Source organism: Ruegeria sp. YKSF57 (genome assembly GCF_059612585.1).
This window is the reverse complement of sequence record NZ_JBXWQW010000021.1, coordinates 16,386-38,594: the sequence shown is the minus strand read 5'-3', so window position 1 is coordinate 38,594 and position 22,209 is coordinate 16,386. Positions and strand designations below refer to the sequence as shown.

The 22,209-nt window shown below is 61.1% G+C and carries 29 protein-coding genes and 1 pseudogene; 16 read left to right on the top strand and 14 right to left on the bottom strand.

Going from position 1 to position 22,209, the window contains the following annotated elements; translation table 11 throughout:
• Positions 1-21: 21 nt before the first annotated feature.
• The gene (locus tag AC2FLX_RS10675) at positions 22-405 is read right to left on the bottom strand and encodes a 3-hydroxyacyl-CoA dehydrogenase family protein (protein WP_496811087.1); all 384 of its coding nucleotides are present in this window, start codon (positions 403-405) and stop codon (positions 22-24) included.
• Positions 406-482: 77 nt separating this feature from the next.
• On the opposite strand from AC2FLX_RS10675, the pseudogene AC2FLX_RS10670 reads away from it, so the two are divergent.
• Positions 483-820 (top strand): annotated as a pseudogene (locus AC2FLX_RS10670) (transposase); the annotation flags it as partial.
• A 551-nt stretch (positions 821-1,371) separates the two neighbouring features.
• On the opposite strand, the gene AC2FLX_RS10665 reads toward AC2FLX_RS10670, so the two are convergent.
• Positions 1,372-1,812 (bottom strand): DUF4399 domain-containing protein, encoded by a 441-nt coding sequence (locus tag AC2FLX_RS10665; RefSeq protein WP_496744312.1) that lies wholly within the window; start codon positions 1,810-1,812, stop codon positions 1,372-1,374.
• A gap of 234 nt (positions 1,813-2,046) precedes the next feature.
• Here AC2FLX_RS10665 and AC2FLX_RS10660 point away from each other — a divergent pair, with 234 nt between their 5' ends.
• On the top strand, positions 2,047-2,952 hold the full coding sequence (locus AC2FLX_RS10660) for a LysR family transcriptional regulator (protein WP_496811088.1): 906 nt from the start codon (positions 2,047-2,049) through the stop codon (positions 2,950-2,952).
• A 302-nt stretch (positions 2,953-3,254) separates the two neighbouring features.
• On the opposite strand, the gene AC2FLX_RS10655 is transcribed toward AC2FLX_RS10660, so the two are convergent.
• Positions 3,255-3,863 carry an MlaC/ttg2D family ABC transporter substrate-binding protein gene (locus AC2FLX_RS10655; protein ID WP_480748479.1) on the bottom strand — a complete coding sequence of 203 codons (609 nt, stop codon included), beginning with the start codon at positions 3,861-3,863 and terminating at the stop codon, positions 3,255-3,257.
• Entirely contained in the window at positions 3,853-4,662 is an 810-nt protein-coding gene (locus AC2FLX_RS10650; protein WP_480748480.1) for an MlaA family lipoprotein, read from the bottom strand. Before AC2FLX_RS10650 ends, AC2FLX_RS10655 begins: the two co-directional genes overlap by 11 nt.
• A 318-nt stretch (positions 4,663-4,980) precedes the next feature.
• Here AC2FLX_RS10650 and AC2FLX_RS10645 point away from each other — a divergent pair, with 318 nt between their 5' ends.
• Genes AC2FLX_RS10645 through AC2FLX_RS10630 form a run of 4 tightly spaced genes read left to right on the top strand, consistent with a single transcriptional unit; the run spans position 4,981 to position 7,727 of the window.
• A complete protein-coding gene (locus AC2FLX_RS10645; RefSeq protein WP_480748481.1) occupies positions 4,981-5,439 on the top strand; it encodes a RidA family protein in 459 nt (152 codons plus the stop codon).
• Positions 5,436-6,206, top strand: a complete 771-nt coding sequence (locus tag AC2FLX_RS10640; RefSeq protein ID WP_496744315.1) for a glycerophosphodiester phosphodiesterase family protein — start codon at positions 5,436-5,438, stop codon at positions 6,204-6,206. Before AC2FLX_RS10645 ends, AC2FLX_RS10640 begins: the two co-directional genes overlap by 4 nt.
• Before the next feature lie 43 nt (positions 6,207-6,249).
• On the top strand, positions 6,250-7,437 hold the full coding sequence (locus AC2FLX_RS10635) for a GNAT family N-acetyltransferase (protein ID WP_480748483.1): 1,188 nt from the start codon (positions 6,250-6,252) through the stop codon (positions 7,435-7,437).
• A complete protein-coding gene (locus tag AC2FLX_RS10630) occupies positions 7,434-7,727 on the top strand; it encodes a 4a-hydroxytetrahydrobiopterin dehydratase (RefSeq protein WP_480748484.1) in 294 nt (97 codons plus the stop codon). Before AC2FLX_RS10635 ends, AC2FLX_RS10630 begins: the two co-directional genes overlap by 4 nt.
• 3 nt (positions 7,728-7,730) lie before the next feature.
• On the opposite strand, the gene AC2FLX_RS10625 is transcribed toward AC2FLX_RS10630, so the two are convergent.
• The 4 genes from AC2FLX_RS10625 to AC2FLX_RS10610 all read right to left on the bottom strand — a co-directional run bounded on the left by AC2FLX_RS10625 (position 7,731) and on the right by AC2FLX_RS10610 (position 9,346).
• Positions 7,731-8,030 (bottom strand): hypothetical protein, encoded by a 300-nt coding sequence (locus tag AC2FLX_RS10625; RefSeq protein WP_496811089.1) that lies wholly within the window; start codon positions 8,028-8,030, stop codon positions 7,731-7,733.
• Positions 8,031-8,130: 100 nt separating this feature from the next.
• Entirely contained in the window at positions 8,131-8,478 is a 348-nt protein-coding gene (locus AC2FLX_RS10620) for an EF-hand domain-containing protein (protein ID WP_496811090.1), read from the bottom strand.
• Between the two features lie 13 nt (positions 8,479-8,491).
• A complete protein-coding gene (locus AC2FLX_RS10615; RefSeq protein ID WP_480748487.1) occupies positions 8,492-8,737 on the bottom strand; it encodes a glycine zipper 2TM domain-containing protein in 246 nt (81 codons plus the stop codon).
• 123 nt (positions 8,738-8,860) lie between these two features.
• Positions 8,861-9,346, bottom strand: coding sequence for a peroxiredoxin (locus AC2FLX_RS10610; protein WP_480748488.1), 486 nt, complete (start codon positions 9,344-9,346; stop codon positions 8,861-8,863).
• A 99-nt stretch (positions 9,347-9,445) separates the two neighbouring features.
• Here AC2FLX_RS10610 and AC2FLX_RS10605 point away from each other — a divergent pair, with 99 nt between their 5' ends.
• From AC2FLX_RS10605 to AC2FLX_RS10590, 4 genes are all read left to right on the top strand, one after another.
• Complete coding sequence (locus AC2FLX_RS10605) at positions 9,446-10,657, top strand: NAD(P)/FAD-dependent oxidoreductase (RefSeq protein WP_496811091.1); 1,212 nt, start codon at positions 9,446-9,448, stop codon at positions 10,655-10,657.
• Complete coding sequence (rsmD, locus tag AC2FLX_RS10600; protein WP_496811092.1) at positions 10,654-11,214, top strand: 16S rRNA (guanine(966)-N(2))-methyltransferase RsmD; 561 nt, start codon at positions 10,654-10,656, stop codon at positions 11,212-11,214. Before AC2FLX_RS10605 ends, rsmD begins: the two co-directional genes overlap by 4 nt.
• A gap of 87 nt (positions 11,215-11,301) precedes the next feature.
• On the top strand, positions 11,302-11,946 hold the full coding sequence (locus AC2FLX_RS10595; RefSeq protein WP_496811093.1) for an HAD family hydrolase: 645 nt from the start codon (positions 11,302-11,304) through the stop codon (positions 11,944-11,946).
• A 23-nt stretch (positions 11,947-11,969) separates the two neighbouring features.
• On the top strand, positions 11,970-12,149 hold the full coding sequence (locus tag AC2FLX_RS10590) for a hypothetical protein (protein ID WP_480748492.1): 180 nt from the start codon (positions 11,970-11,972) through the stop codon (positions 12,147-12,149).
• Here AC2FLX_RS10590 and map read toward each other — a convergent pair.
• The 3 genes from map to sfsA form a co-directional block, all read right to left on the bottom strand.
• Positions 12,125-12,949: a type I methionyl aminopeptidase gene (gene map, locus AC2FLX_RS10585; protein ID WP_480748493.1), complete on the bottom strand. Its 825-nt coding sequence runs from the start codon at positions 12,947-12,949 to the stop codon at positions 12,125-12,127. The two genes, AC2FLX_RS10590 and map, sit on opposite strands and share 25 nt — an antisense overlap.
• A 348-nt stretch (positions 12,950-13,297) precedes the next feature.
• Positions 13,298-14,644 carry a uroporphyrinogen decarboxylase family protein gene (locus AC2FLX_RS10580; RefSeq protein ID WP_496811094.1) on the bottom strand — a complete coding sequence of 449 codons (1,347 nt, stop codon included), beginning with the start codon at positions 14,642-14,644 and terminating at the stop codon, positions 13,298-13,300.
• 146 nt (positions 14,645-14,790) lie between these two features.
• Positions 14,791-15,504, bottom strand: a complete 714-nt coding sequence (gene sfsA, locus AC2FLX_RS10575) for a DNA/RNA nuclease SfsA (RefSeq protein WP_480748495.1) — start codon at positions 15,502-15,504, stop codon at positions 14,791-14,793.
• Between the two features lie 50 nt (positions 15,505-15,554).
• Between sfsA and AC2FLX_RS10570 the strand changes: the two genes are divergently transcribed.
• From AC2FLX_RS10570 to AC2FLX_RS10550, 5 genes are all read left to right on the top strand, one after another.
• Positions 15,555-16,277, top strand: coding sequence for a competence/damage-inducible protein A (locus AC2FLX_RS10570; RefSeq protein ID WP_480748496.1), 723 nt, complete (start codon positions 15,555-15,557; stop codon positions 16,275-16,277).
• Entirely contained in the window at positions 16,274-16,984 is a 711-nt protein-coding gene (locus AC2FLX_RS10565; protein WP_480748497.1) for a GNAT family N-acetyltransferase, read from the top strand. The genes AC2FLX_RS10570 and AC2FLX_RS10565 overlap by 4 nt, the downstream gene beginning before the upstream one ends.
• 16 nt (positions 16,985-17,000) lie before the next feature.
• Positions 17,001-17,573 carry a peroxidase-related enzyme gene (locus AC2FLX_RS10560; RefSeq protein WP_480748498.1) on the top strand — a complete coding sequence of 191 codons (573 nt, stop codon included), beginning with the start codon at positions 17,001-17,003 and terminating at the stop codon, positions 17,571-17,573.
• Positions 17,570-18,472, top strand: a complete 903-nt coding sequence (locus tag AC2FLX_RS10555) for an OmpA family protein (RefSeq protein ID WP_480748499.1) — start codon at positions 17,570-17,572, stop codon at positions 18,470-18,472. Before AC2FLX_RS10560 ends, AC2FLX_RS10555 begins: the two co-directional genes overlap by 4 nt.
• 63 nt (positions 18,473-18,535) lie before the next feature.
• Positions 18,536-19,246, top strand: coding sequence for an SDR family NAD(P)-dependent oxidoreductase (locus AC2FLX_RS10550; protein WP_496811095.1), 711 nt, complete (start codon positions 18,536-18,538; stop codon positions 19,244-19,246).
• A 51-nt stretch (positions 19,247-19,297) separates the two neighbouring features.
• On the opposite strand, the gene AC2FLX_RS10545 is transcribed toward AC2FLX_RS10550, so the two are convergent.
• Positions 19,298-19,564 carry a hypothetical protein gene (locus AC2FLX_RS10545; RefSeq protein WP_496811096.1) on the bottom strand — a complete coding sequence of 89 codons (267 nt, stop codon included), beginning with the start codon at positions 19,562-19,564 and terminating at the stop codon, positions 19,298-19,300.
• A 128-nt stretch (positions 19,565-19,692) separates the two neighbouring features.
• Between AC2FLX_RS10545 and AC2FLX_RS10540 the strand changes: the two genes are divergently transcribed.
• Positions 19,693-20,043, top strand: coding sequence for a DUF2794 domain-containing protein (locus AC2FLX_RS10540; RefSeq protein WP_480748502.1), 351 nt, complete (start codon positions 19,693-19,695; stop codon positions 20,041-20,043).
• On the opposite strand, the gene AC2FLX_RS10535 is transcribed toward AC2FLX_RS10540, so the two are convergent.
• A complete protein-coding gene (locus AC2FLX_RS10535; RefSeq protein WP_496811097.1) occupies positions 20,040-20,777 on the bottom strand; it encodes a C40 family peptidase in 738 nt (245 codons plus the stop codon). The genes AC2FLX_RS10540 and AC2FLX_RS10535 overlap by 4 nt on opposite strands.
• Positions 20,774-22,156 carry a leucyl aminopeptidase family protein gene (locus AC2FLX_RS10530; protein WP_496744346.1) on the bottom strand — a complete coding sequence of 461 codons (1,383 nt, stop codon included), beginning with the start codon at positions 22,154-22,156 and terminating at the stop codon, positions 20,774-20,776. The genes AC2FLX_RS10535 and AC2FLX_RS10530 overlap by 4 nt, the downstream gene beginning before the upstream one ends.
• Positions 22,157-22,209 lie beyond the last annotated feature (53 nt).

Below are 22,209 nucleotides of genomic sequence, written 5' to 3'. Positions count from 1 at the left end.
CAGGCAAGCGCCGCCGGTTTTTCAGCGCAACCCCGCGATGGCCTTTTGCATGGCGACGATCAACGCATCCCGCTGTTGCGACAGCTCGGCAGGTGTCATGCCCCGGGCTTCGGCTTCGACACCTTCGGTCAATTGCCGGGCTACGTCCTGCGTCAGATAGATCTGGCCCAGATCATCCCACCAACCGTTGAACGTGTCCGCGAAATGGTCGCAGAACGATCTGAGGCCGCCCTCGCCGGAGCCAAGGTTGAACAGCATGGTCGGCCCCATCGCCGCCCATCTTAGTCCCGGCCTGGCCCAGACCGCCTTGTCCACATCCTCGACCGAGGCAACGCCCGAGACGACCAGGCTAATCGCCTCGCGCCAGATCGCGGCCTGCGGGCGATCGGCAACATGGCCGGGCACTTCCTTGCGAACGACTGTGTTGCACGGATCGTTTCATCAGCGTAGCCAGTTTCTTGGTTTAACGACGGGATGGCGGGATGCCTTTCAAATTCAATGCGTCGCGGCGGGATAAATTTGAGAAGGCCAAGTACCGGGTCACGAATTGGCCTGAGTACAACGAGGCGCTTCGCCAGCGTGGTGATGATACGGTCTGGTTCAGCGAGGATGCGGTATCCGGGTGGTGCGCGCCAAGGTCAGGGAAACGTGGTGGTCAGCGACACTACTCTGATCTGGCAATTGAGACCTGCCTGACCCTGCGCGTCGTGTTCGGCTTACCCCTTCGCCAAACGCAGGGCTTTGTCCGCAGTTTGCTGCGGCTCATGCAGACCGACGTTCCCGTTTCGGATTTTCCACGCTCTGCCGCCGCGCACGATTGCATTGGACGCGGCTTACAGCAGGATATTGCGGCAACTGAAAACCTTGGGGGCCAAAAACCCTAGTTCGTATGATGCCCAAGCGTACATGGATGAGATTTATGGTGTGCCGTACACCCAGCGAAAATTCTTTGAGGATTACTACTCTGACCGAGTGCGCAACTTTCACACTGATAGCAAGTACGGCGCGGAACCAATACCGTTCTTCAGCATAGGTGATATTTGGCCCCTGAATGCCACACTGAAAGGGCTGTTCTATCGGCTGGTGACTGGGGAGTTACATGACGAAACCCGACAGAATCGAGACGATTACCTACGACACAACATGCTTGAAGGTGGTTAGTCTCTTTGGTGCATATAGCTGGTACTGTCATGGGCCTATGAGTTGACGACTTGAAAAAAGCGGACATCGAGATTGACAATTTCAACAACTGCTCCGCCCGGCACAGCGGAACCTCACTTATCCATGCGCCGGAGAGGTCAGGGCAAAGCCCGGATGCGTTGTTTGGAACCGGGCATTCCCAGCGTCAAGGAAAGCTGGCGATTCTACCGGTTATTCGACCGTGATGGTGATGACCTCGGACATGATCGGGGTGGCGTGGGGGACGTGAGAGTGGTCGCCTAGCACCAGTTGCAGGGTGTGGTCCCCCGGTGGCAGGTCGATGGTCACCTGGGTCTGGCCGCCGCCGAAATGGCGGTGGTGATCATCAACCGGAAGGCCATAGGTCAGTTCCTCGGCCCCGTCCTCGCCCTCGCCAAAACGCGGGCGGTCGATCAGCAGGTGGTGGTGGCCGGTATTGTCGGCCTCGGTTCCGGCCGGGGCGACGCCCATGCCGTTCAGGCCGAAAACGACCGTGACCGGAGAGGTTACAGCATCGCCGTCGGACAGGTTCGCGAAATAGACCGACGCATCAGGGTTTGACGGCGTGTCGCCGCCGGCAAGTACTGCAGTTGCCATCAGACCGGCCGAAATGGACGCAACAAGGAGCTTCATGGTTTACCTCTTGGGCTCAAAATCAAAACAAGCCAGCAGATAGACCGTTTCAGCCGCAAAACAGCCACAATCGTTCTGAATTTTCCGTGAAACCGGATGTGATCCGTCAAATTCGAGGGTTTCCGCATTCACGACGATCCGTGTGAAATTCGCGATATTATCCCTTCGTCGCCCTGATCTCGCCCAGATTTGGCGTCAGAACGGAACGAAAGAACGAAGACTTGGGGTAGCGGTATGGATCGACTCACCGAAATGGAAGCTTTTGCCAATGTGGTGGATCAGGGGGGATTTACCGATGCCGCCAAGAAAATGGGCATCTCCAAATCGGCTGTTTCCAAACATGTCTCCAGCCTGGAAGCGCGGCTGGGCGCGCGGCTGTTGAACCGAACCACGCGCCGGGTGTCGCCGACGGAAATCGGGCTGGCCTATTATGACCGCGCCCGCCGGGTTCTGAACGATGCGGGCGAGGCCGATGCGCTGGTCACGTCGATGCAGTCGGCGCCTTCGGGGTTGCTGCGGATCAGCGTGGCGACGGATTTCGGTGTCAATCACCTGTCGCCGGTATTGTCGAGTTTTCTGGCCAGCTTTCCGGACATCACCGTCAACATGGTGCTGAACAACCGCTATGTCGAACTGATCTCGGAAGGGTTCGACGTTGCGGTTCGGATCGGAGAGCTGGAAGACAGCACGCTGCGGGCGCGCAAGCTGACCGAAACCACCAAGCGCATGGTCGCGTCGCCAAGGTATATCGAACAATATGGCCGCCCCGCCAAGATCGACGATCTGAACGAACACAAACTTTTGCATTATTCCAGCCAGTCGTCAGGCAATGTCTGGAAACTGACCGCGCCGTCGGGGGAAAAACGGCAGGTTCGCACCGCAGGGTGGCTGAGTGTGAACGACGGTCAGTCGCTATTGAATGCCGCGATTTCGGGGCTGGGGATCGCCTATCTGCCCAGCTACCTGTATTCGGACGCGCTGAAACAGGGGCTGGTCGAGGATGCCATGCCCTCGCTGCCCGATGAGGTGCAGGGGATTTACGCCGTCTACCCGCCCGGCCGGTTCACGCAGCCGAAAGTGCGGGCCTTCATCGACTTCCTCGTCGACGCCTTCGCCGAAAAAGGTCCTATGGACTGGTAATGTCTCCCTCCCGGAAACTTCGGCAGCCCGCGCCAATGGCGCGGGTTTTTCTTGTGCGCGGCTGTCAATCGAAATCCTGATTTGGTGTTTGGATTGCGCCGGAAACTGTCAGAGTTGGTTGTGTGACTCGCAGACTAAATTCGTTGGCACCTACGCGTTCACACTGGTTTCATCGACGAGATAGGCCGTCTCGGGGCGAGGTCGGCTGGGGGTTGTGTGCAATGGTTTCGATCAGGGTCTGAAAACCGGATCACGGCCTGACCAGGCGCGCGGGGTTTCGGGCTTTTCGGATTGGATTGCCCTTATCCGGCGGAATTCAGATCCCGGATCAGTTGATCCAGATTGCCCTTGCGCGCATCCAGCATCGCACCGATCTCGGTGCGTTCGGTCAACAGAACGTTGACGCCCTCGATGAACATGTTGAAGAACTTGTCGCGCCCCGATTTGTCCGAGACAAGGAACGTCACCTCGAACGGCGCTTCGCCCCGCAGCTTGACGGTGCTGCGCACCTCGTATCCCGCCTTGATCTTGCGGGCGCTCTTGACGGTCACTTCACCGCCGATGAATTCGCGGAAGCGGCGACCGTATTTGCGCGAGATATAGCCCTGAAACGCCTGGGTGAACTTTTTCAGCTGCGCCGGGCTTGCGCTGCGCGCATCTGCCCCCAGCGCATAGCGCGCCATGATCGGCACGTCGCCATATTGCACAAAGATCTTCTCGAAATCGCGCAGCATCGCCTGCTCGGACTTGCCCGAGTCGATCACGCTGTTGATTTCGGTCACGACGCTGTTGACCAACTGCATTGCCCCCGCTTCGGTCAGGGCCAATGCGGGCAGCGGCATCGCGGCCATTCCAAGGCCTGCGACGGCGGACGTGAGGAAAGCGCGGCGGTTCATCCAGTTATTCGGCATAGGGGTCCTCATAAGGGTCCAGTGTCGGGTCCGACGGGTCTGGCCCGATTTCGGAATAGGGATCGGTGTAAAGGCCCAGATAGGCATCTTCGTCGTCGGTTGCCAGTTCGAAGCGGCGGTTCTGCAGATAAATCAGGCGCGCCTGCGCATAGCTGTCCGCGCTTTCATACAGGATCGAGTCGACCGTGTCCGAATACCGCCCGCGATCCCCCATGCGGCGGACCACCTCGGCATATAGCCCAAGATTGTCGGCGGGCCGGGTCGGCGCGAAATCAATCGGGTTGGTGAACAGGTTGACCACCACGCCCACCGCGTCGCGTGTTGTCGAGGGGCCATAAAGCGGCAGTTCAACGTAAGCACCCTCGCCAAAGCCCCAGACATGCAGGGTTTCGCCAAAATCGGTGTCCACACGCGGGATCTTGAAATCGCTGGCAGGGTCGGCCAGACCCGCGAAACCCACGGTCGAGTTGATCAGGAACCGCAACAACGCGATGCCGGATTCCTTGGGTTTGCCCTGCAGCAGGAAATCCACCGCGTTGCTCGGCATCGACAGGTTTTCCGCAAACGAGTTGAAGCTGGTCACCATCGGCTCGGGTATGATCGTGACATAGCCCTTGGATGCCGGGCGGAAAAAGAACCTGTCGACACCCCGGTTGAATTCATGAATCGACCTGTTGGTATTTTCGTACGGATCATGAATGCCATTGCGCGTCGCAGCCTCGTCCGGCGCCTTGGCACAGGCCGTCAGACCGACTGCCGCCACGAGAATAAACGGGAATTTGGAAATCAGGCGGGTCAACACGGTTATTCTGTACTCCACGACGGCGAGGCCTGGCAAAACTGGTTTTTCAAACGGTCGTCAACCTGAGCGACGCAATTTGGGTGACACATAGTGGACACGGCACGGAATTGAAACATCAAAGCATCTAGCGCCGGTACAGCGGAACGTAAAGTGTCGGTCACGTTTGCTTGGGAATTGGGTGGTTTTCGGCGTATCGCCCGCTGCGCAATGCATGGTATTGGCGCAATTGGACCGCAAGAAGGCGAGTTTCGGGCTTTTCGTGCTGGATGTTCCCGGTTAGCGTCCGCCGGACTCGGAAACTGGAGGAAGCGATTCATGAGCATCGCAGCAAAACTCGAAAGCCTGGGCGTTTCTCTGCCCGACGCGCCCGCTCCGGCGGCCAACTATGTGCCGTTCGTGCGGGTGGACAATCTGCTTTACGTATCGGGGCAGATTTCCAAGGACGAAAACGGGCTGATCACCGGAAAGCTGGGTGCCGACATGGAAATCGAGGCCGGGGCAGCAGCAGCCAAGGTCTGTGCCATCAACCTGCTGGCGCAGGTCAAGGCCGCCTGCGACGGCGATATCGAGCGTCTGGTGCGAGTGGTCAAGCTGACCGGATTCGTGAATTCGACCGGCGATTTCACCGCGCAACCGCAGGTGATCAACGGCGCCTCGGATTTCTTGGGCGAAGCGCTGGGCGAAGCAGGGCGTCATTCCCGCTCTGCTGTGGGCGCCGCCGCCCTGCCGCTGGGTGTTGCCGTCGAAATCGAAGGAATCTTCGAAATTCGATGACGCCATCCTTGCCGCCTGATTTTCTCAAGCGCCCGATCGCACATCGGGCGCTTCATGATTCGACCAACGCTCGCCCCGAAAACAGCCGCGCCGCCATCCGGGCAGCGATCAAGGCCGGATACGGAATCGAAATCGACCTGCAGATGACATCTGACGGTCAGGCGATGGTATTTCACGACTATGACCTGCGCCGGTTGACCGGTCAGCCCGGCCCGATCCGGCAACTCACGGCGTCCCAGGCGTCAGACGTGCGATTGCTGCACTCCGAGGGCGAAGGCATCCCTTCACTGGCCGAAGTGCTGGAAATCGTCGCGGGGCGGGTGCCGCTGCTGATCGAGTTCAAGGATCAGGACGGGGCCATGGGCACCGGCATCGGCCCGCTGGAACAGGCGGCGGTTCGGGCGCTGGCCACTTATGACGGCCCGGTGGCGCTGATGTCGTTCAACCCCAACAGCGTGGCGGAACTGGCGCGTCTTGCCCCCAGGATTCCCCGCGGCATCGTCACCAGCGCCTATGATCCGGCCGACTGGCCGCTGTCGGAACAGATCTGCAACCATTTGCGAGATATCCCGGATTTCGACCGAGTACGCGCATCATTCATCAGCCACGAGGTCGAAGACCTGAGCCGCGCGCGCGTGGCCGAGTTGAAGGCTCAGGGCGTGCCGATCCTGTGCTGGACGGTGCGCTCGGCAGAGCAAGAGGCCGAGGCGCGCAAGGTTGTCGACAATATCACCTTCGAAGGGTACCTGGCCGAACATCCTGCTTGATCCCCTGCCGCACGACCACAGATAACAAAGGGGCGGAGGTTCTATGGATCAGGCACAGATCGAAGTTCGGGTTCTCGGGTCACTGACCCAGATTGCGGCCCATGAATGGGATAGCTGCGCCTGTCCTGAAACCACCGATGGCGGCCGCCCGGTCGATCCGTTCACTACGCATCGTTTCCTTCTGGCGCTGGAACAAAGCGGCTCTGTCGGGCGTGGCACCGGCTGGCAGCCGCAATACCTGACCGCCCATCTCGACGGCATGATGATCGGTGCCGCGCCGATGTATGCCAAGTCGCACAGCCAGGGAGAATACATCTTCGACCACAGCTGGGCGCATGCTTACGAGCGGGCGGGGGGTCACTATTACCCCAAGCTTCAGATCGCGGTGCCGTTTACCCCGGCCACGGGTCGCAGGTTCCTTGTCCGTCCGGGATACGACACGATCGGAATGTCGGCGCTGGTGCAGGGCGCGGTTCAACTGGCCGCCGAAAATCGGGTCTCGTCCCTGCATGTCACCTTTTGCACCAAAACCGAGGCCGAGGCCGGCACCGAAATGGGGCTCATGCATCGGATGTCGCAACAGTTTCACTGGCTGAATGACGATTACGGGGACTTTGACGAGTTTCTTGCCGCGCTATCGTCACGCAAACGCAAGAATATCCGCAAGGAGCGCGCACAGGCCTGCGAATTCGGCGGCACGATCCGAACTCTGACCGGCCCGGATTTGCGCCCGGAGCACTGGGATGCCTTCTGGACCTTCTATCAGGATACCGGGTCACGCAAGTGGGGTTCGCCCTATCTGACGCGCACCTTTTTCGATCACGTGCAAGACACGATGACAGATGATGTCGCCTTGGTTCTGGCCGAGCGCAACGGGTACCCCGTGGCGGCAGCGCTGAATTTCGTTGGCCGCGACACCCTGTTCGGCCGCTACTGGGGCTGTACCGAACATCATCCCTTTCTGCATTTCGAACTGTGCTATTATAGGGCCATCGATTTCGCCATCGCCAATCGGCTGAAACGGGTCGAGGCCGGCGCGCAGGGCGAACACAAGCTTGCGCGCGGATATCTGCCGACCCGGACGCACAGTCTGCACTGGATTGCAGATCCCGGTTTCGCAAAAGCCGTGGACCGGTATCTTGAGGCGGAAAGCGAGGCGGTCGGCGAAGAGATCGAGATCCTGACCGACTATGGCCCGTTCAGGAAGTCGAACCCGGAGGAACAGCAATGACCGAACTTTTGTCCAAAGAAGCCCGAGGCCCGCTGTTGGATCCGCTGTTCAAGAACGGCTGGACCATGACCGAAGATCGCGACGCGATCACCAAGACGTTCATCTTCGACAATTTTGTCGAGGCATTCGGCTGGATGACGCGTGCCGCGATCTGGGCCGAGAAATGGAATCACCACCCCGAATGGCGGAATGTCTACAAAACGGTCGAGGTGGTTCTGTCGACACATGATGTCGAGGGACTTAGCTCCCTCGACGCCAAGCTTGCCCGGAAAATGGACGCCCTGCTGTAAGTATCAGCGGCGGCCAGCGCCGTAACCGGATGCAAGGCCTGCGACCTGCAGCATCTGCCGGAACTCCGCTTGCGTGACATTGCCGCTGCTGACGTCGATGCCCGCCGGAATGGCGACCGACTTGCGCCCGGCCAGCTGCATGCGCCCGGTGTTGGCATCGACACGCAGGCACTGGTTGCCCTGACAGATTTTGTTGCCATCGACTGGCAAGATGCCTTTGGCATCCGCATGGGCGACATCGGCCATCAACGGCGTCATTGCCACAAGCGCGGCGGCGGCGATTTTTGAAATACGATATGTCATGATGCACCCTGATTGGTTTCTCTAAACCATCAGATAGGGCGAACCCGATCACATCGAAATCACATGGCGGCGAGACCTCTCGTGCCGCCGCTCGCCGCCGTCAGTCAAGGCTGCCGTTCTGATCCTGATCCGCAGACAGGAAATCCTGTGACATCTGATCCGAAAACTCGCCCGAGGACACCAAGTTGTCGCCGTTCTTGTCCATGGCAGAAAAATGCCCGATCGCGAAATGCGGCCGCGTTTCCGCTGCCGTCAGCGTGCCATCGCGGTTTTCGTCCATCGCCTGAAAGGCATAGTCCGCAAAAGCGTTGAACTCATCCTTTGACAGAAACCCGTCGTTGTTTGCGTCTATCGCGTTCAGTTCGGCCTCGTTGAGTTCGGCCACCTGATCCGCCATCGCGGTTGACGCCAGCATCAGGGCCACCAAGGCTGCAAATCCCTGTTTCATCTCAAATCTCTCCTCAGCACGAGTATCTTTGCCCGGATGCGCCGCCGGCTGCAGCGCCCGCTGCGGTCAGGATGGTCTTGCCCGAGCCACCTCCGAACTGATTGCCGATGGCACCACCGATCAGCGCGCCGCCCAGCGTTCCGCTCAGGCAGGCGATCTCGTGCTGCCGGGCGGCCTGAGCCTGAGGCGTGGGCGCGGGTGCGCAGGCGGCTACAAGCCCGCCGGTTAAAATGGCCGTGACAAATAACTTTGTTTTCATGAGTTCAGCTCCCGATGTCGCTAACCCGAGTATCGGAGCATTTCGGGACGGTCTCAAGCAATTTGAGGGGTTTGCAGATAACAGGCAAAGATTGGCCCCGGCGATTGGCAGGGGCCGCAACGCTCAGATCGCTTCGAGCAACCCTTCGCCCGCCGTACGGTCGCAGACACCGTGTTCGGATTCGGTGTTGAGCACCCGAACAGTTCCATCTTCGACCAGCATGGCATAGCGGGTCGACCGGCCATACAGACCCACCACCGGAGCGTCGAAATCCATCCCGATCGCCTTGGTAAAACCGCCATCGGCATCGGCCAGCATGGTGATCCCGGCTTCACTCGCGCCGGTGGACTCTCCCCACGCCTTCATCACGAACGGATCGTTGACCGCCAGGCAGATGATTTCATCCACACCCCTGTCGTCGAATTGCGCCTTGGTCCGGATGAAGCTGGGCAGATGAACCTGATCGCACAGCCCCGAAAACGCGGCAGGCACCGCAACGATCACCACCTTGCGCCCCGACAGCTTTTCGGCAAGCTGGACTTCTTGCGGCCCCTTGTCGGTCATATGGATGAGTTTTGCGCCCGGAAGCGTATCCCCAACTGAAATCATCTTGCGGTTTCCTATCTGATGGATTTACGGATTGTTCCCTAAAGGCATATAGCTGGGCAACCAGATGTGACCACGGAAATTCGACAAGGCGGGAGGATCATGAGCCATTTTGTAGTGATCGGAGCGGGGCAGGCCGGATCGTCCCTTGTGGCAATGCTGCGCAAACAGGGTTTTGACGGCGAAATCACCCTGATCGGCGCCGAACCGGTCCTGCCCTATCAACGCCCGCCGCTCAGCAAGGCCTATCTTCTGGGCGAGATGGAGCTGGAACGGTTGTTCCTGCGGCCCGAAAGTTTTTATGCCGAACAAAACATCACCCTGCGCCTTGGCGAGCGTGTCACCGGAATCGACCCGAATGCCAAGACCGTGACGCTTGGGGACGAGGTGATCTCGTACGACCAGTTGGCGCTGACGACCGGCTCTGACCCGCGCCGCCTGCCCGCCGCCATCGGCGGCGATCTGCAGGGGGTGCATGTCGTGCGCGATCTGGGCGATGTCGATGCCATGGCCCCGTCCGTGATCCAGGGCAAACGGGCGCTGATCGTCGGCGGCGGTTATATCGGGCTTGAGGCGGCGGCCGTCTGCGCCAAGCGCGGGGTCAGCGTGACACTGGTCGAAATGGCCGACCGCATCCTGCAGCGTGTGGCGGCCCCGGAAACCAGCGACTATTTCCGCGCCCTGCATGGTGGTCACGGCGTTGATATCCGCGAAGGCGTCGGGCTTGAGCGGATCACCGGCGAAGGTGGCAACGTGACCGGCGCGGTGCTCAGTGACGGGACCGAGCTGGTGGTGGATTTCGTGGTTGTTGGCGTCGGCATCACGCCCTCGACGCAACTGGCCGAAATGGCAGGGCTGGAGATCGAGAACGGCATCAGGACCGACACGCAGGGCCGCACCTCCGATCCGTCGATCTGGGCGGCGGGCGATTGCGCCTCGTTTCCCTACAAGGGGCAGCGCATCCGGTTGGAAAGCGTGCCCAACGCCATCGATCAGGCCGAGGTCGTGGCCCAGAACATGCTGGGCGCGGGCAAGGGCTATGTCGCGCAGCCATGGTTCTGGTCGGACCAATACGACGTCAAACTGCAGATTGCCGGGCTGAATACCGGCTATGATCAGGTGGTGACCCGCAAGGGCGAGGGGCTGACCACTTCGTTCTGGTACTACAAGGGCGGGCAACTGGTGGCCGTGGACGCGATGAACGATCCGCGCGCCTATATGGTCGGCAAGCGGCTGATCGACATGGGCAAGAATGCCGATCCGGCTGCCGTATCCGACCCTGAAACCGACCTCAAAGCGCTTCTGAAAGCGTGAGGATCATCGCCGGAGAATTCCGGGGCCGCGCACTGGCCTCGGTCGGCAAGGGCGACGCGGGCGCGCATCTGCGCCCCACCACCGACCGGGTGCGCGAAAGCCTGTTCAACGTGCTGTCCCATCAGATTGATTTCGACGGCCTGCGCGTGTTGGACCTGTTTGCAGGCACCGGCGCACTGGGGCTTGAGGCGCTGTCGCGCGGCGCGGCGCATGTGACTTTCGTAGATGATGGACGTGTGGCACAGGGTCTGATCCGGAAGAACATTGACCTGACCCGCAGCGCTGACCGCACCGACCTGATCCGCCGCGATGCGACCCGGTTACAGGAAAATCCGGGCGATCCTTATGACCTGATCTTTCTCGACCCGCCCTATGGCAAGGCGCTGGGCCAAAAGGCGCTTGCCGCCGCGGTCGTCGGGGGGTGGATCGCCGATGGCGCACTGGTCGTCTGGGAAGAAAACGCGCCCATGACGGCCCGCGAGGGCTTCACACTGCATGACGCGCGGAAATACGGAGATACCCATATCACGTTGATGTGGAAGGATATTTCAACCTGAAACAGTCAGGGCGGTTTTTCGCCCGCGGTTCGATTGCACCTGATCTCCCAGCTGTTACGCCCGAGACGGGATAAAAGGGAACAAGCAATGCATAAACTTGTGATTTTCGATTGCGATGGTGTTTTGGTGGATAGCGAACCTGCCTCGAACCAGATTATGGCGGACAATCTGACACGGCATGGATTACCCATGACGGCTGAACAGTCGATGGATATGTTTGTCGGCTTATCAATGGCCGGTGTGAAGGAAAAGGCCCTCAGCCTAGGCGCAATTCTGCCTGAGGACTGGATCGAACAAGTCTATGCCCAGGAATATGCCTTCCTGCGCCAAGGAGTGCCGCTGGTCACAGGCATCCCGGATCTGCTGGCATATTTGGATACCGCCAACATTTCTTGCTGCGTTGCCTCCAACGGCTGCGAGGACAAGATGCGCATCACCCTTGGCCAAAACGGGTTGTGGGATCGATTTCATCCCGACGCGATGTTTTCGGCTCATACACTAGGTGTCTCGAAGCCGGAGCCTGGGTTGTTTCTGGCCGCAGCCAGCCGTTTCCAGATGCAGGCAGATGAGTGCGTGGTGATTGAGGACAGCGGCAGCGGCGTAACCGCAGCCGCGCGCGCCGGCATGCGCTGCCTTGGCTTCGCGCCTCATGACGACGGTAAAGCGCTTGCGGCATTGGGGGCCGAAGTTTTCCATGACATGGCCGACGTGCCTGCACTTTTGGGTTTTTGAACCGATTGTGCTAGATTGCCCTCATGGACCACGCCTTGACCGCCCCGTTCTGGGCACTCAATCAGGATGCAGAGACCACCCAAGGACCCGAGCGCAAACCGCTGCGCTCATCCGTGTTCATCCACGATGCCGTCACCCCGTGGGGGCGTGAAACGATGCTGCTGAAACTGTTGCGCGATCAAGCCGTCGAATTGGACGAATAGGTCGGGTGGAACTTGCCGCCCGGTGACAGGGTGAAAATCTCGACCCCGGTGGCGGTCACACCCACCGAATGTTCGAATTGTGCCGACAGTGACTTGTCGCGGGTGACGGCTGTCCAGTCATCGGCCAGTGTCTTGGTCTCGGGGCGGCCCAGATTGACCATCGGTTCGATGGTGAAGAACATGCCCTCTTCAAGTTTGGCGCCGGTGCCCGGGCGGCCATAATGCAGCACGTTCGGCGGCGCGTGAAACACCTGTCCCAGACCGTGACCGCAGAAATCCCGAACCACGCTCATCCGGTGTGCCTCGACAAAGGACTGGATGGCATGGCCGATATCGCCAAAGGTGTTGCCCGGTCGGACCATCTCGATACCCTTGAACAGCGCATCATGGGTCACCTGGATCAAACGTTCCGCCTTGCGGGGCAGTTTGCCGGCCACATACATGCGCGAGGTGTCGCCAAACCAGCCATCCACGATGACGGTCACGTCGATGTTCAGAATATCGCCGTCCTTGAGCTTCTTGTCGCCGGGGATGCCGTGGCAGACCACGTGATTGACCGAAATGCAGCTTGCGTGCTGATAGCCCTTATAGCCGATGGTGGCCGATTTCGCGCCGACGTTCTCGACCATCTCGGTAATGACCCGGTCGATTTCACCCGTGGTCTGACCGGGAAAGACATGCGCGGCAATGTCATCCAGTATCCCGGCCGCAACCGCCCCTGCCGCATGCATGCCGGCAAAGTCGGACGTCTCATAGATACGGATACCATCCTTGGTCAGGCGGCCACGGTGTTCCTTCATCGGTGCGGGGCTCCAATTGTTGCACGCGAAACCCTCTTTACGCTGCTTACGCAGAAAGTGCCAGAGGGCGCGGGGTCGCAATGTTTTCCGCAAAATGGGGCCATCTGCGCCCGGTGTAATCCGCGTCTCGCGACAATCAGGAGACAACCAGGCGGATTGCACACTCTCCGTCCGGATACGAGGGACCCGGTTCGCCCCCGCGCCAGAGCGCCCGAACCAGCGTCAGGTCAAAGCTATCTCATCCACTGAGCCTAGCGTCCGTTTGACCTGACACAATTCGCGCAACATTCAGGGGAGGAACCTCACCGGCCCCGCCGCTCAACCTTGGAAAACTCTGTCGGGAACCGCTCAGACAGGTGCGACTTCGCGCCGCCTGATCGGTTCCGAGTCATAAACCTCATCAAGAATGATCTCGACCAGATCGAACTGGGAATGCAGGTTCACGTCCTCGAAATAGATATGGCTGGGCCAGGCCTGCCCGACGTGGTTGTCCTCTGGCAGATCCACGTTGGCGCAGACATTCCGGATCGCCGCCACATGCGAACGCGCCATTTCGCGAGCGTTCCGCTTGGCCGCGTCCAGATCCTCGATGCTGTTGGCGTCGATCTGTGGCGAGCCGACACCCGAGGTCAGCGGCATGTTCCGCTGGATCGCCTGTTGTTCATAGAACGAGATGTCGACCAAATCCGCCGCCAGCCGCATGATGAAAACCGGGTTCACGCTGACCTTGGCTTCGGTCAGGTCCAGCAACGCCGGATTCTCCGATGGGGCCAGTTCGGGAGCTGCGGAGTCGCCGCCACCCCGTCCACCCCGGCGGCGCGAACTGCGGTCTTTCTTTTTCGCCATCGCCACATGGTCGCCGCGATAGTTGTTGTCGAACACGCGGTTCGCATAAGGTTTGTCGCGCAGCATGTGCCGGATCGACCGGATTGACATGTTCTTGCAATTCTCCGGCCCGATGAAAAACGGCGAACCCGACGCATCGGACAGCTCGATCCAGCCGGTCGGAAACGTTGCAACGTGGTGGTCCATCCACGGCCCCAGCACCACATCGCCCAGATGATCCAGCAGCGCGTTCACCTCATCGGGGTCGTGCACCACATCGGCCAGCAGTGGCTCCTGTCCGTAAATGTCCGCGGCAAGGCTGTATGGTGCCGAGATCTGCAGCAGCGGTGGCAGCCCGGTCAGTTCCTGGAACACCCGCAGGATGTTGGTGATCGCCAGCGGCGCGCCCGTGGTGAAATCCGGCGTTTTCAGATCACGCCAGTTTTCCTTGTTGATCAGCATGTCATCCGGATCGGCCCCCGGCGGGAACTTGTCGGGATACATCATGGTCTGGCCCAGCGGCTCGCAGGTCCAGGCGTAAAGCGCCCAGGTGATGTAGAACTTGTTCACCCCCATCAGCCGGGTCACGGCAAGATTGGCGCGCACGTAACGATAGGGGTCTTCGTGATAGTATTCGCGGGTTTCGATGCCATAGAGGTCGTTCAGAACCGCCAGCGCCAGCATATGAACCGAAGCGACACAGTTGACACGGCCGGGATCGGCCTTGATGGCAAAGTTCTCGTCGAAGTCCCCGGCAATCGCGGCATCAAAAACCCTTTTCATTTCGGCCTTGGCGTCCGGGTCTTCCGCCTGCCAGCGGCGCAGCAGGTCAAGCCCCTTGGGGAATGCATAATCTTCGATCTTGGTCATGGCGTCGCTCTTGGCTGGACACTCCGGTTTCGGAGGGCACGAGTTGTCGGATCGGCGCCATGCTAGCTGCAATTGGATAGCTTATATATACCCGCTTTTCAAAATTTGTTATACCCAATTTCTCATCGTCGGCACCGCCTTTCGGTTCAGGCAAGTCCGCTCAAACCGGTCAAGGCATCGGTCACCCTGACACCTTTTGGAGAAATCTCGGTGCCGTATACCAGCCGCTCGACCCCGGTCGCCCGCGCCGCCTCGAATGTCGCCGCATAAGCCGGATCGATATCCGCCGCCAAAGCAAAGCTGTCGCAATCGGTGCGTTGCACCAAATACAGCATCACGGCGCGATGACCCTGCGCCGCCATCGCCGCGAGCTCTCCCAGATGTTTGGTGCCGCGCTGGGTCACGCTGTCGGGAAACTCCGCCAGTCGCGGATGGCGCGACAGGGTCACGCTTTTGACCTCGACATAGGCGTCTGGCAGACCCGGCTGGCTCAGCAGAAAGTCGATGCGGCTGTTTTGCCCATATTTCACCTCGGCCCGCACTGTGCGGTAGTCTGCCAGTTCCGCCACCCTACCGCTTTCCAGCGCGGCCCTCAGCGCCCGGTTCGGCACCGAAGTATCGACCCCGGTGAAATGCCCGTTCTCGTGATCGACCAGCCGCCAGCCGAACTTCAGCTTCTTTTTCGGATCGTCATTCGGCTCCAGCCAGATCTTAACGCCCGGCTCGGCCAGCCCCATCATCGAACCTGGATTGGCGCAATGCGCGGTCACCTCGCGCCCGTCCTCTAGCGTGCAATCTGCCAGAAAGCGTTTGTAGCGGCGGATCAGGCGGGCGGGCACAAGAGGGGTTTCAAAGCGCATGGGTCCGGGCCTATACCTGCGCTGAAGGTCATTCAAGAGGAGAGGGTGCCATGCCCAACCCAACCGCTGCAATGCTCGTGATCGGAGACGAGATCTTGTCGGGCCGCACCCGCGACGCCAACATGCATTATCTGGCGGGTGAACTCACAAAACATGGCATCGACCTGAAGGAGGTGCGTGTGGTCAGCGATGACCCTGCAGCTATTGAAACCGCCGTCAAACAGTTGTCGCAAAGCTTCGACCACGTCTTCACCAGCGGTGGCATCGGCCCGACCCACGACGATATCACCGCCGATTGCATCGCCCGCGCCTTTGGTGTCGGCATCGATGTGCGCGACGACGCCCGCGCCCTGCTTGAGGCGCATTACGAAAAGACCGGGCTGGAACTCAACGCCGCACGCATGCGCATGGCGCGCATCCCGGACACGGCAGAGCTGATCGCCAACCCGGTTTCGACCGCGCCGGGGTTCACGCTGGGCAACGTGCATGTGATGGCGGGCGTGCCGCTGGTGTTTCAGGCCATGGTGGCCAGCGTCCTGCCCACGCTGACCGGTGGCGCGCCGCTCTTGTCGCAGACCCTGCGGGTGGACCGGGGCGAAGGCGACATTGCCGAAACGCTGTCGCAACTGGCCAACGCCTTTGGCGACCTGACCATCGGCTGCTATCCGTTCCAGGTGAACGGGGCCTTTGGCGCCAATATCGTGATCCGGGGCACCGACGGTGCACGCGTCGACGCGGCGATGACCCGTCTGGCGCAGGAGCTTGAGCTTTGAGCATCAACTGGGCGGAGGTCGTCGACGGCACCTGGCCCGCTGTCCGATTCACGCGGTCGGGGCCATTCATGCTTCGCGAGGCGCAGGGGGCCGGTTCGCGCGTGTCCGCGGCCAGCAGGATCGGCGAAGTCACCGAGGCCGATATCGACGCAGCCGAGGCGGCGATGCAGACTTTGGGTCAAAAACGCCTGTTCTGTCTGCGTCCCGGTGACGAGGCGCTGGATGCGCAACTGGCGTCGCGCGGCTATGAAAAGTTCGATCCGGTCAATATCTATGCCTGTCCGGTCGAACACCTCACCGATATCCCCATCCCCCGCGTCACCGTCTTCACCCTGTGGGAACCGCTGGCGATCATGCGTGAGATCTGGGCGCAGGGTGGCATCGGACCCGCGCGGCTGGCCGTGATGGACCGCGCCAAAGGGCCAAAGACCGGCCTGCTGATGCGCCACCGCGACAAGCCCGGCGGCACCGGCTTTGTCGCCATTCATGATGGAACCGCAATGGTGCATGCCCTGGAAATCCTGCCGCACCAGCGCCGGCAGGGCCTGGGCCAATGGGCCATGCGTGGCGCGGCCTTTTGGGCGATGGACAACGGCGCACAGACCCTTAGCGTGATCTGCACCAAGGCGAACGAAGGGGCCAACGCCCTCTACCGCTCTCTCGGCATGAACCTTGTCGCAGAGTATCACTATCGCCAGCTTGTCTGAGGGGAGAAAGACAATCGTGACCGATCCGAACCAACCCACCGCGCTTGACCTGCCGATGGTGGACCCGCTGCCGCCCGAGACGCAGAAATACTTCGACATCTGCGTGGAAAAGCTGGGCATGGTGCCCAACGTACTCAGGGCCAACGCGTTCGACATCGCCAAGCTCAACGCGTTCACGGCGATGTATAACGACCTGATGCTGGCCGACAGCGGGCTTTCCAAGCTTGAACGTGAGATGATCGCGGTCGTCGTGTCCTCGATCAACAAGTGCTTCTACTGCCTCGTGGCCCATGGCGCGGCGGTGCGCCAGTTGTCCGGCGATCCGAAGCTGGGCGAGATGCTGGTGATGAACTATCGCGTCGCGCCTCTGGATGCGCGCCAGCGCGCCATGCTGGATTTCGCCGCCAAGATGACCACCGCCAGCGCCGAGATCGAGGAACCCGACCGCCAGCGCCTGCGCGATGTCGGTTTCTCCGACCGCGATATCTGGGACATCGCCAACGTGGCGGGTTTCTTCAACATGTCCAACCGCGTCGCCAGCGCAACTGCGATGGTGCCCAATGACGAGTATCATTCGCAATTCAGATGATCCGCCCTTTCGCCCTTTGTCTTGCCCTGATGGCTGCTCCGGTCTCCGCTCAGGAACTGACGTTGCCCAGCGGCGCGCAGCAACTGACCGAACGGATCAGTGCTCTGGACAGCTATGATCTGCCTGTCGGGGTGTTTGACGGCAACACCGTGCCATCCCGCACGTTCGAGGGCAGGGTTGATCGCCGTACCTGGCGTGTTCGCTCGGGGTCACGGACCACGCTGCAGATCCTCACGCCGATGCGGGATCAAATCAGGGCGCAGGATTATGAGATCGTGCTCGATTGCCAATCGTCCCAATGCGGCGGCTTCGATTTCCGCTTTGGCACCGAGGTGGTTCCGAACCCGGACATGTACGTGGCCTTGCGCGACTATCGCTTTGTCTCGGCGGTGCGCGGGGACGAGGCGCTCAGCCTGCTGATCAGCCGCAATCCCCCTGACGCCTATCTGCAGGTGATCAGCGTGGGGCCGGCCGATATTCAGGCCGAAGCTCCGTTTGTCGTTTACGAAACCGAGGACAGCTCCGAAGGGTTGCTGGCCGATCTGCGCCTGAATGGTCACGCGATCCTGGAAGATCTGGATTTCCAGACCGGCGCCGATGCGCTGGGGCCGGGGCCTTATGCGTCACTGAAAACACTGGCAGCTCTGCTGGCAGAAAACCCCAAGCTGCGCATCGCACTGGTCGGTCATACCGACGATGTCGGCACCCTTGAGGGCAACACCGCCCTCAGCAAGCGCCGCGCCCAGGCGGTGCGCGACCGGCTGGTGGCGGATCATGGCGTAGATGCCGAACGGCTCGAGGCCGAAGGCGCCGGCTATCTCGCGCCGCTGACCTCGAACCAGACGCCCGAAGGCCGCGACCGCAACCGCCGGGTCGAAGCGGTCATGCTGGGCGGCTGACCCGCTGCATTTGCTTTGCGCAGGCACGGGCGACCTGTCATGGTGAGAGCAGGAGAATCCGCCATGGCAAAACCTTCGTCCAAATCCTCTGCACTCATCATCGGCGCCGGTACCGGCCTGTCCGCGTCTTTTGCCCGGGAACTGGCCCATGCCGGTTACGCGGTGCATCTGGCCGCGCGGGATACGTCCGATCTCAAGGACTTGGCGTACGAAATCCATGCCAGAACACACGAACTGGACGGCACGAATGCCGACGGTGTCGCCGAACTGGTCGAGTCCATTCCGGGGCAGTTGCGCGTCGCCTGTTACAACCCCTCTGCCCGCCAGCGCGGGCCGATTGCCGACCTCGAACCCAAGGCCGTGCGCAAGGCGATCGAGGTGACGGCCTTTGGTGCCTTCCTTCTGGGTCACTTCGCGGCGAAACGCATGCTGATGCAAGGCTTGTCGGATGGCCGGCGGGGCACGATCCTGTTCACCGGCGCCTCGGCCGGGGTCAAGGGGTTTCCCCACTCGGTCCCGTTTGCGATGGGCAAGTTTGCCCAGCGGGGCCTTGCGCAATCCATGGCGCGCGAGTTGCATCCAAAGGGCATCCATGTGGTCTGGGTCAACATCGACGGTGCGATCCGCAGCGCCGCGCGGGCCGAACCGGCGGACGCCCCTGACAGCATGCTGAACCCCGACGCCATTGCCCGCGAATACATGCACCTGATTGATCAGGACCGCTCCGCATGGTCGAACGAGCTGGATATCCGGCCCTGGGTCGAGAACTTCTAGTCTGCAGGCCGCAGCGCCACCTTGCGCATGTCGCTCGGCGCCATCCCGTCGTTAAACCAAGAAACTGGCCACGCTGATGAAACGATCCGTGCAACACAGTTGTCTGAAATAGGTTTTTTCTTCCAAGTAGTTAGCCGCGCGAAACGGGTCCACGAAACTCATCGTTGCAGCCATGTTGAAACTCGGCGTGACGATCACCAGCAGCCGGGATTCGTTTTCCTCATTATTTGCCATTTGGCCGAGACCTCGTGTGCTGGCGTGGACTCCAGAAAACAGCCTTTGCAACCGGCGCGCAAGATCGCTCGGGGCGGACGGCATTCCAACCTGCATTCTAGCCCAAAAGCAGTTGATCGCCCATGTCGGCAACGTGCTCTCGCCGCCTCAACAGACCGGGATTGCCGCTTTGCAGACTTGATTTGGCGAAAAAATTTGGCAAGGCTGAGTTTATGAACATGCAGCCTCCAAGCCCGTTTGCTGCGGGTCCGGCCCAGATGCAGGTCGCGTTCGACCGGCGCGAAATGTCTTTGATCCTCTCTGTCTATGGCCGGATGGTGGCTGCGGGAGAGTGGCGTGACTACGGCATCTCGAACCTGCGTGACATGGCCGTCTTCTCGATCTTTCGGCGCACTGCCGAACATCCGATCTATCGCGTAGAGAAACATCCCCGTATGCGCCAGCGGCAGGGATTGTATTCGGTGGTGGGAATGGACGGGCGCATCCTGAAACGCGGCCATGATTTGCGCACGGTTCTGCGGGTGCTGGAACGCAAGCTGATCCGGGCGATCGATACCGACTAAAGCCTTTTGTGGGCCGTGACCGGGCCGTCGCCCTGCGCTTCGATTCGGGCAATTGCCGTATCCAGTGGTTCGTACTGCACCGCCATGTGATGCGCATTCGCGTGCAGCAAGGTCTCAGGATCGGCCATCCAGGCGACATGGCCTTTCCAGAACAACAGATCGCCGCGCCGGTGTGCGGTTCCGGCGGGCAGGGCCGTACCCAGGGCGCGTTCCTGATCGCCGCTGTCGCCGGGGCAGGGGATGCCGCACGCCAGCAAGGCCGCCTGCACCAGCCCCGAACAGTCGATGCCCGCCCGGCTGTTGCCGCCCCAAAGGTAGGGCGTACCCAGAAACAGCGCTGCGACCGAAACCGGATCGTCGAATTTCGTGCCGATCCCGACCAGATGAACCGCAGGCACAAACCCCGCGTCGGTTTCGATAAAACCATTGGTTTCCGAGCGGGCCGCCAGCCTGCTTCCGAAACTCAGGCAAACACGTTCAGCGCTTTTCATATCGGGCCGCGAATAGGCATGCGTGGCCGGTGCCGCGACCCAGTGCGTGGGTTGTTGCGCATCACCCAGCACCTCCGACCGGACCCAGCCGGGATAGCCGTCCTTTTCCGATAATATCCGGCTCCAGTCGCCGGTGACCTCTTTGACCGTCACCACATCGCCATACAGCAACTGGCGGTCGCGCGGGCCGTCGGGGCGGCGAAGCAAATCGGTGACCGGAACATGGATGCCTTGCACGCTCATGATTTCAGCAGGTCTGGCAGCGCCTCCAGCAGGGCGCGGGGGCCTTGCCCGAACCCTCCCTTGCTGCGCCCCGGAGCCTTGGATTTCTGCCAGGCGAAAATGTCGAAATGCATGTACCGGCTGGCGGTCACGAACCGCCGCAGGAACAGCGCTGCCGTGATCGATCCGGCAAACCCGCCCGACGGTGCGTTGTCCAGATCAGCGATGCCCGGTTCGATCAGTTCTTCATAAGGGTCATGAAACGGCATCCGCCACACCGGGTCGGCCACCTTTGACGCGGCCTGCGCCAGCACCTGCGCCGCCTCGTCGTCGTCGGTATAAAACGGGGCCAGGTCTGCCCCGACTGCCACGCGCGCCGCACCCGTCAGCGTCGCCATCGAGATCACCAGATCCGGCTGGCCCTCGTCCGCCAGCGCAAGCGCGTCGGCCAGCACCAGCCGCCCTTCGGCGTCGGTGTTGTTGATCTCGACCGTCAACCCCTTGCGCGAGGTCAGGATATCGCCGGGGCGAAATGCGTTTCCGGCCACCGAATTTTCCACCGCCGGGATCAGCACCCGCAGCCGGATCGGCAGGGCCAGCGCCATGATCATTCGCGCCAGCCCCAGCACATTGGCCGCCCCGCCCATGTCCTTTTTCATCAACCCCATGGCCGAAGCAGGTTTCAGGTCCAGCCCGCCGGTGTCGAAACAGACCCCTTTGCCGACCAGCGTCAGGCTGGGTCCGCTGTCGCCCCAGGTCATCTCGATCAGCCTCGGGGCCTGCCCGGCGGCGCGCCCTACGGTATGGATCATGGGAAAATTCCGGGCCAACAGGTCGTCGCCGATGATGGTCTCGCACCGCGCCCCGAACTCGGCCGCCAGCCCCTCGGCCGCTGATTGCAGGTGGTCCGGCCCCATGTCGGATGCCGGGGTGTTGATCAGATCGCGGATCAGGGTTTCGGCATTGGCAATGGCCTCGATCCGGGTGGCGTCAACGCCTTCGGGGGCGACAAGCGTGGCCTTGGCCGGCGATTGCGCGGCATAACGGTCAAAGGCGTATCCGGTCAGCAGCCATCCAAGCGCCTCGTTGGCGGTATCCTGATCGGCCAGCCCCGAGACGATCCGATAACTGCCTTTGGGCAGCTTTTCGGCGGCGGCGGCCAGCGGAAACCGCTTGCGCGCGCGCTTGGTCGCGTCGCCGTACCCGGCCAGCGCAAATCGCACCGCGCCTTCGCGGCCCGGCACCAACAGCGCCTGTCCCAGTGCGCCGGTGAACCCGTTGGACGCTACCCAACCCCGAACCTCGCTGTCCTGCGCATCCAGCCAGGCATCAAGCGCGGCCTGTTCGATTACATGCAGGTGCAGGGCGTGGTCGGAGGGAGGGGCAAAAGACAGGGGCATGAACGGCTCGCTTGGTTGAGGTGCGGCCAGACTACCTTGCGCCGGGGCACCTG

Coding starts and splice junctions, on each gene's coding strand:
- AC2FLX_RS10665 (WP_496744312.1), bottom strand. CDS start 1,812: ATGAAGCTCCTTGTTGCGTCCATTTCGGCCGGTCTGATGGCAACTGCA.
- AC2FLX_RS10660 (WP_496811088.1), top strand. CDS start 2,047: ATGGATCGACTCACCGAAATGGAAGCTTTTGCCAATGTGGTGGATCAG.
- AC2FLX_RS10655 (WP_480748479.1), bottom strand. CDS start 3,863: ATGCCGAATAACTGGATGAACCGCCGCGCTTTCCTCACGTCCGCCGTC.
- AC2FLX_RS10645 (WP_480748481.1), top strand. CDS start 4,981: ATGAGCATCGCAGCAAAACTCGAAAGCCTGGGCGTTTCTCTGCCCGAC.
- AC2FLX_RS10640 (WP_496744315.1), top strand. CDS start 5,436: ATGACGCCATCCTTGCCGCCTGATTTTCTCAAGCGCCCGATCGCACAT.
- AC2FLX_RS10635 (WP_480748483.1), top strand. CDS start 6,250: ATGGATCAGGCACAGATCGAAGTTCGGGTTCTCGGGTCACTGACCCAG.
- AC2FLX_RS10630 (WP_480748484.1), top strand. CDS start 7,434: ATGACCGAACTTTTGTCCAAAGAAGCCCGAGGCCCGCTGTTGGATCCG.
- AC2FLX_RS10625 (WP_496811089.1), bottom strand. CDS start 8,030: ATGACATATCGTATTTCAAAAATCGCCGCCGCCGCGCTTGTGGCAATG.
- AC2FLX_RS10620 (WP_496811090.1), bottom strand. CDS start 8,478: ATGAAACAGGGATTTGCAGCCTTGGTGGCCCTGATGCTGGCGTCAACC.
- AC2FLX_RS10615 (WP_480748487.1), bottom strand. CDS start 8,737: ATGAAAACAAAGTTATTTGTCACGGCCATTTTAACCGGCGGGCTTGTA.
- AC2FLX_RS10610 (WP_480748488.1), bottom strand. CDS start 9,346: ATGATTTCAGTTGGGGATACGCTTCCGGGCGCAAAACTCATCCATATG.
- AC2FLX_RS10605 (WP_496811091.1), top strand. CDS start 9,446: ATGAGCCATTTTGTAGTGATCGGAGCGGGGCAGGCCGGATCGTCCCTT.
- AC2FLX_RS10595 (WP_496811093.1), top strand. CDS start 11,302: ATGCATAAACTTGTGATTTTCGATTGCGATGGTGTTTTGGTGGATAGC.
- AC2FLX_RS10590 (WP_480748492.1), top strand. CDS start 11,970: ATGGACCACGCCTTGACCGCCCCGTTCTGGGCACTCAATCAGGATGCA.
- map (WP_480748493.1), bottom strand. CDS start 12,949: ATGAAGGAACACCGTGGCCGCCTGACCAAGGATGGTATCCGTATCTAT.
- AC2FLX_RS10580 (WP_496811094.1), bottom strand. CDS start 14,644: ATGACCAAGATCGAAGATTATGCATTCCCCAAGGGGCTTGACCTGCTG.
- sfsA (WP_480748495.1), bottom strand. CDS start 15,504: ATGCGCTTTGAAACCCCTCTTGTGCCCGCCCGCCTGATCCGCCGCTAC.
- AC2FLX_RS10570 (WP_480748496.1), top strand. CDS start 15,555: ATGCCCAACCCAACCGCTGCAATGCTCGTGATCGGAGACGAGATCTTG.
- AC2FLX_RS10555 (WP_480748499.1), top strand. CDS start 17,570: ATGATCCGCCCTTTCGCCCTTTGTCTTGCCCTGATGGCTGCTCCGGTC.
- AC2FLX_RS10550 (WP_496811095.1), top strand. CDS start 18,536: ATGGCAAAACCTTCGTCCAAATCCTCTGCACTCATCATCGGCGCCGGT.
- AC2FLX_RS10545 (WP_496811096.1), bottom strand. CDS start 19,564: ATGCCGTCCGCCCCGAGCGATCTTGCGCGCCGGTTGCAAAGGCTGTTT.
- AC2FLX_RS10540 (WP_480748502.1), top strand. CDS start 19,693: ATGAACATGCAGCCTCCAAGCCCGTTTGCTGCGGGTCCGGCCCAGATG.
- AC2FLX_RS10535 (WP_496811097.1), bottom strand. CDS start 20,777: ATGAGCGTGCAAGGCATCCATGTTCCGGTCACCGATTTGCTTCGCCGC.
- AC2FLX_RS10530 (WP_496744346.1), bottom strand. CDS start 22,156: ATGCCCCTGTCTTTTGCCCCTCCCTCCGACCACGCCCTGCACCTGCAT.